Source organism: Nocardia sp. JCM 34519.1 (assembly GCF_020361265.1).
Lineage (GTDB): Bacteria > Actinomycetota > Actinomycetes > Mycobacteriales > Mycobacteriaceae > Nocardia > Nocardia arthritidis_A.
The window spans coordinates 296,063-309,803 of the sequence record NZ_JAIRBR010000003.1 but is presented as its reverse complement, the minus strand read 5'-3'; the positions used below and the strand labels follow the sequence as shown (position 1 = coordinate 309,803).

Genomic DNA, 13,741 nt, shown 5'->3' with positions numbered 1-13,741 from the left:
AAGGAAGCCATGAGATCCGAGCAGCCCACGTCCGCGACGCCGTCGATCCGCATCCGGCCGACGACCGTCGCCATAGGCGAGATCGCCGACCCGAGCCGGTACTACCTGCCCGCGAACCCCGCGAATCTGCTGCGCGCCGATCCGGCGCGGCGCGAGCCGGTGACCTTCCGCGGCGGCGCAGTCACCCTCGCGGGCCACCTGTACCGCCCGCCCACCGCCGCGGGTGAGCCGACACCCGGTGTGGTGATGTGCGGTCCGATCAGCAGCGTCAAGGAGCAGACGCTGCCGCATTACGCCGAGCGATTCAGTGCGGCGGGGTACACGGTGCTGACCTTCGATCCACGCAATTTCGGTGAAAGCGAAGGGGAACCGCGCTTCCGCTACGACCCGAACCAGGTCATCGCCGATTACGCCGACGCGGTGCGCTATCTGCGCACGCGGCCGGATATCGATCCGGAGCGCGTCGCGGCCGTCGGCGTATGCATGGGCGGCGGGTACGCGGTGTCGCTCGGCGCGCGCGACAAGCGGCTCGCCGCCGTGGTTTCCATCGCGGGCGGTTACGACATCGGCGGCACTTTCCAGCAGTTCTTCGGCGTCGAGGGCTTCGCCGCCTATGTCCGACAGGTCAACGATCTGGTTCGGCGGCAGTACGAAACCGGTGAGATCGCCTATATTCCCACCATCGCCGAGGGTCTCACGGACCGAATTCCGGTGGCGGCCATGCCGAATCCGGAAGCGTACAGCTACTATGACCACGACGACGCGCCGAACTGGTCACCCAAGCTGACCGCCGATTCGCTCGAGCCGTACTTCGGCTACAACTCGGTGGTACACGCCCCGCTCGTCGCACCGACCCCGCTGCAGATCATCCACGGCACCACCGACACCGCGCTGCTGCCCGAATACGCACAGCAGGTGTACGACGCCGCACAGGGCGCGAAAGAACTCGTCTGGCTCGACACCCACAATCACATCGAGCTATACGACCAGGATCCGTACGTCAGCGTCGCCGCGGGCCATGCACTGCGCTGGCTGGACCGGTATCTCGGGGGCGAATCCGCTGTTGCGGAACAGGATTCGCGGCGATGACCGCCGATTCCGCTGTGCCGGACCAGGTTCTGCGTCATTCGCCCGCCACCTTCCGGAACTGGCTGGCGGTGGCCGCGGTGGCGACGGCTACCTTCGCGATGGTCACCGTCGAGGCGATGCCGGTGGGGCTGTTGACGCCCATCGGCCGCACCTTCGACGTCTCGGCGGGCGCGGTGGCGCTGACCGTCACCCTGCCCGGGCTGGTGGCCTCGGTCGCCGCGCCGGTGCTGCCCGTCGCGATCGGACGGCTCGACCGGCGGCTGGTGCTGCTCGGCCTGCTGGGACTGATGCTGGCCGCCACTCTGGTCTCGGCCGCGGCCCCCGGCTTCGCCGTCCTGCTCGCGGCGCGCGCGGTTGTGGGCGTCGCCATCGGCGGATTCTGGGCGCTCGCGGCCTCCTGCGCGATCAGACTGGTTCCGCCGCACCACATTCCGAGGGCAACCTCGCTGGCCTTCGGCGGGGCGACGGTGGCGAATGTGCTCGGCGTTCCGGCCGCGACGCTCATCGGCAATCTGAGCGGCTGGCGGGTGGCCTTCCTCGTCGTCGCCGGATTCGGTGTCGTGGTGGCGGTCACACTCGGTGCGCTGCTGCCGCGACTATCCGCCGAAACCGCGGTGTCCCTGCGAGAGCTGTTGCGGCAGTTGCGTATTCCGGCCGTCCGTGCGGGCGTGATCGCGACATTCCTGCTCGTCGGTGGGCATTGGGCGGCCTACACCTTCATCCGCCCGGCGCTGCAAGATCTTTCGGGCCTGAGTGCCGCCGCCATCGGACCGGCCCAGCTGGGATTCGGCGTCGCCGGTGTGCTCGGCACCTTCGCGGGCGGATCGGCCGCGGCCCGCGACCCCCGCCGCGCTCTCATCTGGGCAGCAGCCCTTCTGACCGCCGCATTGGCGCTGTTCGGCATTGTCGGCAGCACGCCCGTGGGCGGTATCGCGGTCCTACTCGTATGGGGTGTTGCCTTCGGCGCGATCCCGGTCGGCGTGCAGTCCTGGATTCTGCGGGCCGCACCCGATAACGCCGAGGCGGCAACGGCGCTCAACACCTCGCTATACAACCTCGCCGTCGCGCTCGGTGCGCTGCTCGGCGGCATCATCGTCGACGCGACATCCGTTGGCGGGGTGCTGATCACCGGGGCGGTTTTCGGCGCCGTGGCCATCGTCGCCGTCGCGCTCGGCGGTCGGCGGCGATAAACGCGGCATCGCCGTACTTGTCACATCAACCACTGAATCATCTGTTCTGGAGGAGCGAAATATCATGCGAATTCTCATCGCCGGCGCCACCGGTTACCTGGGAACGGTTGTCGCACAACAACTATCGGAGCTCGGCCACGAGATCGTCGCCCTGGTCCGTTCCGGCGAAACGAGGCTGCCCGACGGCTACGAACGCCGAATCGGCGACCTGACCGATCCGGATTCCCTTGCGGCCGCGGTGACTCCGGATATCGACGCCGTCATCGACGCGGCGACACCGAGCGGTGATGCCGACACCGATGCCGCGGCCATCGACGCGCTGACCCGGCCGCTGCGCGGCACCGACCGGGTCTTCGTCTACACCAGTGGTGTCTGGGTGCTCGGCGCCACCGCGGGCGGCACCGCCGACGAGCGTTCCGCGACCAACCCGATCCCGATCGTCGGCTATCGGCCCCTGATCGAGGACCAGGTGCTCGCCCTCGCCCAGGCAGGTGTCCGGACGGCCGTCGTCCGACCCGGAATCATTCACGGTCGCGGCGGTGGAATCCCCGCGCTGCTCGTCGATTTGGCCCGCAAACACGAGGCGCCGCTGATCGTCGCCGACGATTCGGTGCGCTGGCCGATGGTGCACATCGACGATCTCGCCGACCTGTTCGCCAAGGTCGTCGAACGGGCGCCCGCCGGGAAGATCTGGCACGGCGTGACCGAATCCGCCGTCCCCGTCCGCGAATTGGCGTCCGCCGCGGGCCGAGCGGCGGGTGTGACGGCCGCCCCACAGACCTGGCCCATCGACCAGGCCCGCGCCGAATTGGGCGCGCTCTTCGCCGATGCCCTGGCCCTCGACCAGTCCGTCAGCGCCGAGTCCACCCGCGACCTGCTGTCCTGGGAACCCAAGGGCCCCAGCGCGGTCTCCGATATCCAGGAGGGCTCCTACCGCTGACGCGGCCGATCCCGCCGCCGTGCCCGCTCGGGGTCTGCTTTTTCGGATTCGTCGCCCGAAACACCATGATCCGGCGCTCCGGATACCATCGGTCGTGATGCATGTCGATTTGATGTTCGATTCACTGGATGGACTGTCCGTGGGGGACGCGCTCGGCGCGGAGTTTCCGATCATGCGGCGGTCGATTCCGGATCTTCGGGCCGGTGACCTGCCGGGCGGGCCGTGGCGGTGGACGGACGACACCGAAATGGCCTGCAGCGTGGTCGCAGAACTCCTCGGGCATGGCGGGATCGATCAGGACCGGCTGGCCGGCGCCTTCGCGAGGCGGTTCGACCGCAGCCGCGACTACGGTTTCCTGGCGGCGGACACCTTGCGGCGCATCCGTGATGGTGTGCACTGGCGGACGGCGGCCGGAGCCGCATTCGATCATCAGGGTTCCTGCGGTAACGGTGCGGCCATGCGAGTGGCGCCGCTGGGCGCCTACTTCGCGGGTGACCCGAAAAAGATTGCCGCCGAGGCGATTCGCTCGGCGCAGGTGACGCATATGCATCCGGAAGGCGTCGCCGGCGCGGTCGCGGTCGCACTCGCGGCCGGTCAGGCCGCCCATGCTCGCCTGAGCGGGATTCGGCCCGCCCCAGCGGAATTCATCACCGCCATCCTCGACCGGCTCGACGACGGCGAGACGAGCCGACTGATTCGTCGCGCCCGCGCCCTGCTCGGCTCGTCATTCGAGGAGGCCGCGGCCGAACTCGGCAACGGATCCCAGGTAACCGCGCAGAACACGGTGCCCTTCACGCTGTGGGTAGCGGCAACGCATCTGAACGACTACCCGACGGCCGTCGCCACCTGCATTGCCGCGGACGGTGATATCGACACCACCAGCGCCATCGTCGGCGGCATCGTCGCCGCACACACCGGCGCACCACCGGCATGGCTCGCCGCGCGAGAACCGTTGCCCGGCTGGCTCGATCCGGTCCGCGCCCGACGGCGGAAGAACTCCGGATTCATTCGGAGATGGCTGCCCTGACGTCACCAATTTCCTTGTAACCGAATTCTTTTCAGCGATTCCCCAACCCACTGGGGAATACGGGAGCGGTGCATCGGTGTCATCATCCGATGGGTGAACAGACGCCGTTTTCTTGCGATCAGCGCGCTGAGCCCGCTCGCCGCCATGGCCGTCACCGGGACCATCCCGGCGCGAGCGGCGGAACACTCGTTCGGGTTCGCGGCGGATGGGAGCGCATTCCTGCTGGACGGCAAACCCTTTCAGATACGCAGCGGCGAAATGCATCCGGCCCGCATTCCAGTGGAATACTGGCGGCATCGAATTCGGATGGCCAAGGCCATGGGAATGAATACGATCGCGCTCTATATCATGTGGAACTACCTGGAGGAGCAAGAGGGCGTCTTCGACTTCACCACGGACAGAAGGGATTTCGAGAGTTTCATCAGGTTGTGCCAACAAGAGGACATGTGGGTGCTGCTCCGGCCGGGGCCGTATGTCTGCGGTGAGTGGGATCTGGGCGGCATTCCCTCCTATCTGCTGCGCAATGCGGATATCAAGCTGCGGGTGAAATCGGCGGACGATCCGCATTACCTGGCCGCGGTACGCCGTTATTTCGATCAACTCATCCCCCGGGTGCGGCCGCTGATGATCGGCAATGGCGGCCCGATCCTGATGATCCAGATCGAGAACGAGTACGGGTCGTACGGGAACGATCCGGAATATCCGGCGGAAATAAGGCAACTCTGGGTGGACGGCGGCATCGACGGGCCGTTCTACACCGAGGACGGCCTCGATCAGGTGCGGTCCAACCACAGCAATGTCCCCGGCGGCGCGATCGCGCTGAGCGGCGGGAGCGCATCGGCTATCGCCGAGGCGCGCAAGGCTTTTCCGGCGGTACCCGCAATGGCCGGTGAGGTGTATCCCGGCTGGCTCACCCACTGGGGCGATCCCACATTCCAGGGCGCCGACAGCGATATCTCGGCAGATCTGAAGGCCTTCATGGAACAGGGCCTGTCCTTCAATATCTATGTGATTCACGGCGGCACCAGCTTCGGCTTCTTCGCCGGCGCCAACGCCGACAATTCATCCGGCAACTACCAGCCCGATATCACCAGCTACGACTACTGCGCGCCGATCACCGAACAAGGGGTGGCGACCGACCGCTATCGCACCTATCGGAACCTCATCGGCAGCCATCTCACCACCCCGCTACCCGATATTCCCGAACCGATTCCGACGCTCCCGGCCGACACATTCACCCCGGAGCCGTACGCCTCGGTCTGGGACAACCTGCCCGCCGCCCTCCCCGCCGACCAGACCGACGATCCGCGGCCGTTCGAAATGTACGGCCAGAACTTCGGTTTCGCGCTCTACCGCAAACCGTTGACCGGCTATACCGGTGCGGCGCTCGATATCAGGTGGGTGCACGACTACGCGACGGTATTCCTGAACGACACATACGCAGGCGGCTTCTCCCGCGCCCGGATCCCCGACGAACTCTCCGTCGGCCTGAACGTCACCAACAACAACGACCCGCTCACGCTGCCCGACCCCGGATCGACCGGTTCCGAACCGGTGCTCGACATTCTGGTAGAAGGCATGGGGCGCACCAACTTCGGGCACGCGATGGTCGACAGGAAGGGCATCCTGGAAACCGTTTCGCTGCGCAACGGCGGGCCGCTCACCGGCTGGCAGGTCTTCCTGCTGCCGATGGACGAGCCCTACATCGCGGGCCTCACGCCGACGGTGTCCGATCCGGGCAGGCCCGGAATGTTCTTCTCGGCCACCGTCCCGCTCACCACCGTCGCCGACACCTACCTCGACATGTCCGGCTGGACAAAGGGTTTCGTCTACGTCAACGACCGGAATCTGGGTCGTTACTGGACCGTCGGCCCGCAGCGGCGGCTGTTCTGCCCCGGACCATGGCTGCGCGAGGGCGAGAACCGGATCATCGTCTTCGACCTGCATCGAACCGAGGCGAAGCCGATCACCTTCGCGCCGACCCTGTCCTGAAACCGCTGTCCGATCCGCCGGTCAGCCACACCGTCCCGCTCGCGGCCGCATCCACCGGGTCGGTTTTGACGTAAACGATTCCGCCACGGTCGTTTTCGTCATACCACCAGCCGTTGGGCGCGCTGTCGAGATCGGCCTTGCCGGCCCGCTGGGTCAACGCGCCCGCATCGGTGCGCACCGCATCCGGGGCGACACCGGTGTGCACCGCGAGCTCATAACGCCGTGCGGCCGGTTTCCCCTGATACGAACCGACATTCGCCCCGATCGTCACCTCCACCCCGGAATCGGGCGTTCGCACGGTGAAGTCCTGGGTGGCCTGCTGTCCCTGCTGATAGGCGCGGGTCACCCCGTCGTCCTCGGTGAGCGTGAAGGCGCCTTCGGCCTGCGGATAGATGTCCAGGTCGAGTACGCCGGTGTCCCGGGTCCGCCACGATCGGGTGCCGTCGGGCCACATCGGCACCACCGCCCCGGCGCGGACGAACAGCGGCAGGGTGTCCAGCGGAGCGTTGTAGCCGTCGACCGTGGTCGGGCCGGTCCAGGTGCGACCCGTCCAGTAGTCGATCCAGGTGCCCTCGGGTAGGTAGATCCCGTCCCGCACCTCGGTATCGCTGTACACCGGCGCGACGAGAAAGTCCTTGCCGCAGAGGAATTCGTAACGCGCCTGATCACCCCAGGTCGCGGGATCGTCCGGATACTCCAGCGCGAGCGGCCGGATCTGGCCGACGCCGGTCCGGTTCGCCTCGACGGCGTAACTGTAGCTGTACGGCAGCAGTCTTTCCTTGAGCTGCAAATATTTTCGGTTGATCGAGGTGTACGGTTCGCCGTAGCGCCACGGTTGTTTGTCGGCGGGCGCCCAACCGTCCATCGACATGATGGTCGGCAGGAAGGCCTTCCACTGCAGATCCCTGGTGTAGGTCTGCGGGCTGCCGCCGAAGATCCCGTCGACATCGCCGGTGTTGTAGGCGATTCCGGACATCGCCGAACCGGCGTAGGTCGGGATCTGCCAGCGGATGTAGTCATAGGAGCCGGACTGATCACCGCTCCACAGCACCGCACACCGTTGCGCCCCGGCCCAACTCACCGGTGTCCAGACGAATCCGCGTGCATCGCTGTTGTCTTCGATACCGCGATGGGCGGTATCGCAGCCGTCGAGGGCGAACTGATAGCCGGGACCGACCCAGGCCACATCCAGTTTGCGCACCCGCACCCCGGCCTTGACCTCCTCGTCCTGATGCGGCAGTCCGTTCTCGGTCCACAGGCCCAGCTGCATGCCGTCGTTGCGCAGACCCTCGCCGACCTGCCGCAAATTCTCGTAGCCGCAACCGTATCCGTCGTTGACGAGCATCCAGCCGTTCGGAATCTGGTTCTGCACATAACCATCCGCGACTTTCACCGCATCCATCGTGTGGCGTTCACCGCGGTTCGCATTGTGCAGATAGCAGTCGGAATCGCCCATCTCCAATCCGTAGATCGGCGGCAGGAAGGGGCGGCCCACCAGCGCGGTGTAAGCGGAGATCACCTGCTCGGGGCGGTCGCCGACGACGTATATCGCGTCGAAGCGGCGCTCCTTGTGTGTGGTGCGCACCGGATCCGCGAAGGTGTATTCGCCGGGCGCGAAGGTGTTGCGCAGCACGCCATATCCGTTGCTGGACAGGTAGAACGGCTGCGAATTCGGTGCGCCGCCGTCGTTCCAGTTGTCGTCGGCGAAGATCTTGATGGTCTGATCGCGATGGCTGAATCGGCCGTTCTGTTCGCCGCCGCCGAAGAACTGTTCCTGCTCGCCGCGACCGAGACTCTGCGTGGCGCTGTCCTGGGTCCAGGACAGCGGGGCCGTCTCGGCCCAGATCTGCCGGGTGTCGGCGGCGTCGTACAGCGCGAAACGCAGCGGATGTTTGTAGGCGCGCAAGGTCAACTTGTCCGTCGACAATGCCCAATAGTCGCCCCTGTCAACCCTATTCGGAACCGCGGGCGCGGCCCCGGTCGGCAGCACGATCTTGTCGCCCGCCGGATCCGTGAACTGCCCGTCCGGAGCCAAATGCACCCGCACCGCACCGGAATTCGGAAAACTCACCCGCACGGCGGCCGAACCCGCGGACAGCGTCGTCATCGACCCATCCACGGCGACATCGGTGAGATCGCCGAGTTGGCCCGCCGAATCGGCGTCGGCCGTAGGCACGGCGACCAAAGTGCCCGCCATCGCCAACAACAAACCAAGAACAAGACGCGCGACTCTCCACACAGGAACCTCACAGGACTTTCACCCGATCAAGCACGACGCGCCTACATGTATCACCCGAACACCCACCCCTGCACTGGGGAAATCGACTGGGCGCCAGGGATTCCCGCAACGACTCGACGGTCCGGTCGCCGAACTCCGAAGCACCTTGTGCGGCCGCGGCGGCGCGAAGACCATGGAAGGATGACAGAATCCGAGAATCGGGCCGCCGCAGCCGACTTCGACGCCGTGTACCGCGGCGAAAGCGAATTCGGCGAGTATGCGCCATGGGATATCGGAACGGCACAGCCCAGCTGCGCCGAGATCGAACGGGCCGGGCTCGTCAACGGCGTTGTCCTCGACAGTGGTTGCGGCACCGGTGAGAACGCCCTGTACCTGGCCGAGAGGGGATACTCCGTCACGGGGCTCGACCTGTCCGCGACGGCGATTTCCCACGCTCGGCGCAAAGCGGAGGAACGCGGCGTGCGCGCCGTCTTCGAAGTGGCCGACCTACTGGACGCGAAGGGATACGAAGACCACTTCGACACCGTCATCGATATCGGACTGGCCCACCTGTTCGAGCTCGACGAGCTGCGCCGATACGCGGCGACATTACATCGAATGTGCCGAAAGACCGCAATCGTCCACATACTCGGCCTGAGCGAGGACGGAGTTCAGTTGGCGGAAAAACAAGTCGGTGCAGCGATCGCGAAAACAACCGGCAAACCCCCCGACCTCCCCGCCGTGCCAGCACTGCGACTCGACACCCTGCGGGCCGGTTTCGCCGACGGCTGGACCGAGCAGAACATCCACCGCTCGGCAATGCGCGTAATACTGCCCTTCTCGAAGGAAGCCGCCGATATCCCCAGCTGGCTGTGCCGATTCCAGCGAACCGAATAGCGGTGTGTAGGTCTCACGCCGGGGGCCGAGGTATTTCCACACAGTCCTCGGATGTGCCGCCGGAAATTCGAGTACATCGCGCAGGATGAGCACGGCGACCTGGCGCGGCGGCAGCACCTGCGGGGCGGTCACGAACGCCAAGGAGATGGCCTCGATCCGCTCGTAGCGCGCGTCGGGTGTCAGCAGAGGTATGGCTCGGTCGACTCTCGGAATGCGTCTTCGGCTCGCATCGTCGAATCCACCGTCACCTTCTTTCCATAGTTCTCCCTATATGGCTACCAGCCGACGAAAGAACTGGGCGGCCGCCGTGCGCCCATTTTCCGGAATCCGCGGTTTCAGCTCGACCGGGCTGCGGTTTCGGTTCGGGCGCGCAACCCCTCGGCGAATGCGCGCGCCGCCGCCAGATCGTCGGCGTTCGGCCGGTCCTTGTTGACGCCGCCGACGAGTTTGAACGGCGGCATGGTGTCGAGTGCGCGGCAGGAGAACGTGTCGGCGACCTCGAAGCCCTTCCGCTCGACCAGCCGCACGAATGGACGGAACACCGGCGGGAACCCGCTGGTGGTGAAGACGAACGCCCGGCCGCGCTCGGCCTCGGGAAGTGAACGGACGAACTGGCGCAGCCGCGGATGGAATGCCTGGAAGAAGATGCCGGAACCGAATCCGATGAGGTCGTAGTCGGCGAGTTCGGCGATATCGACCTGCTCGGGTTCGACGACGCGGGCCTGCAGCACCTGCCCCATAACGTCGGCGACCTTCCGTGTGTTGCCGTGCGACACGGAGACGCACACGATCAATGCCTTCATGACGATGCTCCATTCATCGGTTCCGGTATTGCGTCGGCCCGATCCGTCCGAGAGCTTCCTCCACCCCCGGCCGGATCGGCCGCATATCTCCAAGACACCACCCGAGCACGGACCGTGACACCAGTGGAATGTGGTTACGATCACATCGGTGCCGGATTCCGGGTCGCGGTGTCAACGTCCCCTTCGCCGACGCCCGTCCCCGCAACTTCCCGTAATCCTCTGCGGCGACGCCGATCACGCGATAACCCCCGCCGCGGCGAGAGGCGCCCGCGAGGCCATCGAAGACGCCGCCGCCCTCACCCACGCCATCCGCACCAACCGCGACCCCGCCGCAACCATGTCCAACCGCCGCGCCCAAATCACCACCGAGCGCGACCAACTCACCCGCGCCTTCCGCACCCGCCGCTGACCCAACGGCCCTCACCCCGCGCGGGCAAGACTACGCACCTGCTCCCCCGTCAACGCTGCATCGAAAACCGCGATGCCACCGATCTCCCCGGCGAAGTGATTACCCGGCCCCCGGGTCAAGCGGACCGCCCCAACGGTGAATTCGGCAGGCGCATCATTCATTCCGGCCGAACCCTGACCATCCGGTATCCGGTACGGATTCTTCGCATAGGTGAGTCCCAGACCGTCTGGTGGAGCCGGTTCGGTGAACCCCCGGTAAGAATCGGCAATCCCATCGAGGTAAGAGGTGATCGCATCACCGTCGTAGGTGAATCCGATGAACTGCCATTGCTGAAACGGCACAACACGATCCGATGCGGAATAGTCACGCGAAAAGGGCAGGCCCGGCGACCGTCCACCGGTGCGTGAGACATGGCCGCACACGCGATCGGCCCCACCATACAGCGGTAGGTCTACGAACAGACCGTACTGACGTTTAGGCGCATGGTCGTCCTCCACCCAAATGCCCGCGACGAAATGACATTCCGGACTCGGCGCACGCCTGATCCAGGCGAACACCGAAACGCTGTCGCCGCCCGCTCCGACATTGAGCGCACCGACCCGATCGGCGTCGATGCCCAATGCGTCGGCGCGTCCGTCGAACCTGATGGCGTGGCCGAACGGTCCGCCGACGACTCTGGTCGGTGCGCCGCCGTGCACCCGTAACGGTCCGATATCGCCGCGTCCGATAGTCGGCGGGAACTCCGGGCCATCCTGGCGGAAGTCCCAGAACGCTACCGGGGGCATCGGCCAATTCGTGCTGACTTCCATCCGTGAGGTCCTACCTGCTTGTACCGCACCGGTTTTCGATCGTCATAAGCAGACTGATCACCAGCGTAGGGCGTGATCACGACTGTCTGCCAGGCGGTTACGGAGTGGATGAACCGGGGCGGTTGATGTGCACGGTGACGGGGGCGGTGCCGCTCGCCTCGATTGTGGCTGTGCGTGCATCCGGCGGCGATGTGACGGTTCCGTGGTCGGCACTTATTTCGTATCCGTTCGGATAGGCCAGGTCGGAGATGTAGATTTCGGTTGGTTTGGTGGATGGTCGCGGGGTGTAGGTGTACGTGAAGTTTCCGTTGGACGGGTCGTAGGACATTCGCTGTGGGGTGCCTGCGGTCGCCTGGGGATATGTGCGAACCAGCTGGGCGCCGAGATCGCCGGAGAACGGGTCTGGTTTATCGCCATCCCCGAAGATCGACTGATAGTGCCAGTACTGCCAGCCGATGAAGTGTTCGTCGGCGTGGGTGAGCGTGTTGTGCAGGACGGTGACATCACCGTCGCCGAATTCGGTGACCAGCGTTGGGATTCCGGTGCGCTGGGTGAAGGAGTCGATATTCGACCAGGTCTTGTCTTGCTGGACCGGGCACAGCCCGCGCAACTCCTCGGGCAGGCCGAGATAGATGGCGAGCTGGCTCGGGATGCAATAGTCGTGCGGTGCGAAGACGATATTCGGTGCGGTGATGGGCGGATTCTTGCCAAGGTTGGTCGGCATCGTCTCGTTCCAGGTCACATTCGGCTCCCAGAACAGCGGGATCGTCGCGTTGGATGTGCGCGCCGCATCGGTGAGCCGCTGCATAGCCGCCTGATATTTCGCGTCGAAATCCGGGCAGCCGTCGGGAAAGCACGCCGTGAATGCCGAACCGGGCCACGGCTCGTTCATCAGCTCGATGCCGAGCACCCCTGGATGGCCGTTCATCTTCGCGGCCAGCGCGCCCAACGCGGTGCCGAGATAATCCAATACCCCGTGCGTGTTGTTCCAGACCTCGTCCCAGCCGCTGTTCATGCTCGGCATCAGGTAATACAGCGGGAATCCGGGATTCGGCTCCCACGGATCCGGACGCGCCTCGATCGCCCATTCCGGAAATCCGTTGCCGCCCCATATCTTCGACAAACCGTCCTGATGGTTGTCGAGCAGGGTGTAGATGCCGTGCGCGGCCAGCATATCGACCACCGCCGCGACCCGGTCCAGGAATTCGCCGTCGACAACGCCGCGCGTCGGCATCAACGCCTCGAAGCCGACGCCGAGCCGCACGGTGTTGAAACCGTGCCGCGCCAACAACTCCGCATCCTTTTCGCCGACGGTGAATCCGTCGCCGAGCCGCACGAACGGCGCCTCCTTGTGCACGTTGTTCACACCGTGCAACAGCACCGTTCGCCCGAATTCATCGATCAGCGCATTGCCCTCGACATGCAGCGCACCGATCGACGCGGGTGCGGCCTCGACACCGGCGATGAAGCTCGAGCAGAGCGACAACACCACCAATACCGGCACGATGAACATTCGCCGCAATATCTTCACGAGATTCCCTTTGGTCGTCCGAGACAAAGAGTGTCTCCCGAACCGGCAGTGGAATCGAAATATTCTGGGCCGAAAGACAACTGGGGAACGGACGGCCGCGCAACCGCAAAGACCATGGCGCACTACACGTCTGTGTAGTAAAGTATCCGTGTGTGTAGCAAGGTATACACACGGATAGGCGACAAAATGGCACCACCCACGGCTCCCGAGGACCTCACCGCGCGCGCCCGCATCCGGGACGCCGCATTCCATCACTTCGGCGAGTACGGCTTCGACGCGGCGACCATCCGGGGCATCGCCGAAACCGCGGGCGTCTCATCGGGTTTGATTCGGCACCACTTCGGCTCCAAGGAGGCGTTACGCGACGCGTGCGACGCGCACCTGGCCAGGTCACTGGAGCAGATCAACGATCGGGTCGGCGCCGACCCGGCACCGGGCGAGGTCAACTACGTCGCGGTCGGCACGGCGACCTTCGGGCCCTACCAGCGCTACCTGGCGCGGGCACTCGTCGAAGGGCGTGCCGCACCGCTCTACGACAAACTCGTCGAACTCGCCGAGCGCTGGCTCGTCGAACTCGACAAGAAACGCACGGACGCACCCGAAGTGTCGGCCACCGCACGCGCGGCGGTGGGCGCGGCCATGGCGCTGTCGGTCACCGTGCTGCGCGAGCACGTGCAGCGCGCACTCGGCGTCGACCTCACCAGCCGCGAGGGCAGCGATCTGCTCGCGCGGGTACTGCTCGATCTCTACTCGCACCCGTACCTCAGCGTCGACGAGGCGGCCGCCATTCGCGACCGTTTACCAAAGGCCTGAATTCACAACATAATTCGAGAAGG

12 protein-coding genes and 1 pseudogene are annotated in these 13,741 nt (G+C 65.5%); 8 read left to right on the top strand and 5 right to left on the bottom strand.

Features of this window, described 5'->3' with window-relative positions:
• The first annotated feature begins 9 nt into the window (after window positions 1–9).
• From LGY53_RS10850 to LGY53_RS10830, 5 genes are all read left to right on the top strand, one after another.
• Complete coding sequence (locus LGY53_RS10850) at window positions 10–1,089, top strand: alpha/beta hydrolase (protein WP_225726525.1); 1,080 nt, start codon at window positions 10–12, stop codon at window positions 1,087–1,089.
• The gene (locus tag LGY53_RS10845) at window positions 1,086–2,279 is read left to right on the top strand and encodes an MFS transporter (RefSeq protein ID WP_225726524.1); all 1,194 of its coding nucleotides are present in this window, start codon (window positions 1,086–1,088) and stop codon (window positions 2,277–2,279) included. Before LGY53_RS10850 ends, LGY53_RS10845 begins: the two co-directional genes overlap by 4 nt.
• Window positions 2,280–2,343: 64 nt before the next feature.
• Window positions 2,344–3,219, top strand: coding sequence for an NAD-dependent epimerase/dehydratase family protein (locus tag LGY53_RS10840; protein WP_225726523.1), 876 nt, complete (start codon window positions 2,344–2,346; stop codon window positions 3,217–3,219).
• Between the two features lie 97 nt (window positions 3,220–3,316).
• A complete protein-coding gene (locus tag LGY53_RS10835; protein WP_225726522.1) occupies window positions 3,317–4,246 on the top strand; it encodes an ADP-ribosylglycohydrolase family protein in 930 nt (309 codons plus the stop codon).
• A 93-nt stretch (window positions 4,247–4,339) separates the two neighbouring features.
• On the top strand, window positions 4,340–6,238 hold the full coding sequence (locus tag LGY53_RS10830; RefSeq protein WP_225726521.1) for a beta-galactosidase: 1,899 nt from the start codon (window positions 4,340–4,342) through the stop codon (window positions 6,236–6,238).
• On the opposite strand, the gene LGY53_RS10825 is transcribed toward LGY53_RS10830, so the two are convergent.
• Window positions 6,213–8,435: a TIM-barrel domain-containing protein gene (locus LGY53_RS10825; RefSeq protein WP_225726520.1), complete on the bottom strand. Its 2,223-nt coding sequence runs from the start codon at window positions 8,433–8,435 to the stop codon at window positions 6,213–6,215. The genes LGY53_RS10830 and LGY53_RS10825 overlap by 26 nt on opposite strands.
• A gap of 222 nt (window positions 8,436–8,657) precedes the next feature.
• On the opposite strand from LGY53_RS10825, the gene LGY53_RS10820 reads away from it, so the two are divergent.
• Window positions 8,658–9,353: a class I SAM-dependent methyltransferase gene (locus LGY53_RS10820; RefSeq protein WP_225726519.1), complete on the top strand. Its 696-nt coding sequence runs from the start codon at window positions 8,658–8,660 to the stop codon at window positions 9,351–9,353.
• Between the two features lie 63 nt (window positions 9,354–9,416).
• Here the strand turns inward: LGY53_RS10820 and LGY53_RS10815 are convergent.
• Window positions 9,417–9,536: pseudogene (locus LGY53_RS10815) on the bottom strand (RNA polymerase subunit sigma-70); the annotation flags it as partial.
• 152 nt (window positions 9,537–9,688) lie between these two features.
• The gene (locus tag LGY53_RS10810; RefSeq protein WP_225726518.1) at window positions 9,689–10,156 is read right to left on the bottom strand and encodes a flavodoxin family protein; all 468 of its coding nucleotides are present in this window, start codon (window positions 10,154–10,156) and stop codon (window positions 9,689–9,691) included.
• 148 nt (window positions 10,157–10,304) lie between these two features.
• Here LGY53_RS10810 and LGY53_RS10805 point away from each other — a divergent pair, with 148 nt between their 5' ends.
• Window positions 10,305–10,565: a hypothetical protein gene (locus LGY53_RS10805; RefSeq protein WP_225726517.1), complete on the top strand. Its 261-nt coding sequence runs from the start codon at window positions 10,305–10,307 to the stop codon at window positions 10,563–10,565.
• 11 nt (window positions 10,566–10,576) lie between these two features.
• Here LGY53_RS10805 and LGY53_RS10800 read toward each other — a convergent pair whose 3' ends face one another.
• Window positions 10,577–11,185, bottom strand: coding sequence for a LamG domain-containing protein (locus LGY53_RS10800; protein ID WP_225726516.1), 609 nt, complete (start codon window positions 11,183–11,185; stop codon window positions 10,577–10,579).
• A 286-nt stretch (window positions 11,186–11,471) separates the two neighbouring features.
• A complete protein-coding gene (locus LGY53_RS10795) occupies window positions 11,472–12,905 on the bottom strand; it encodes a cellulase family glycosylhydrolase (protein ID WP_374111162.1) in 1,434 nt (477 codons plus the stop codon).
• A 186-nt stretch (window positions 12,906–13,091) separates the two neighbouring features.
• Here LGY53_RS10795 and LGY53_RS10790 point away from each other — a divergent pair, with 186 nt between their 5' ends.
• Window positions 13,092–13,718, top strand: coding sequence for a TetR/AcrR family transcriptional regulator (locus LGY53_RS10790; protein ID WP_225726515.1), 627 nt, complete (start codon window positions 13,092–13,094; stop codon window positions 13,716–13,718).
• Window positions 13,719–13,741 lie beyond the last annotated feature (23 nt).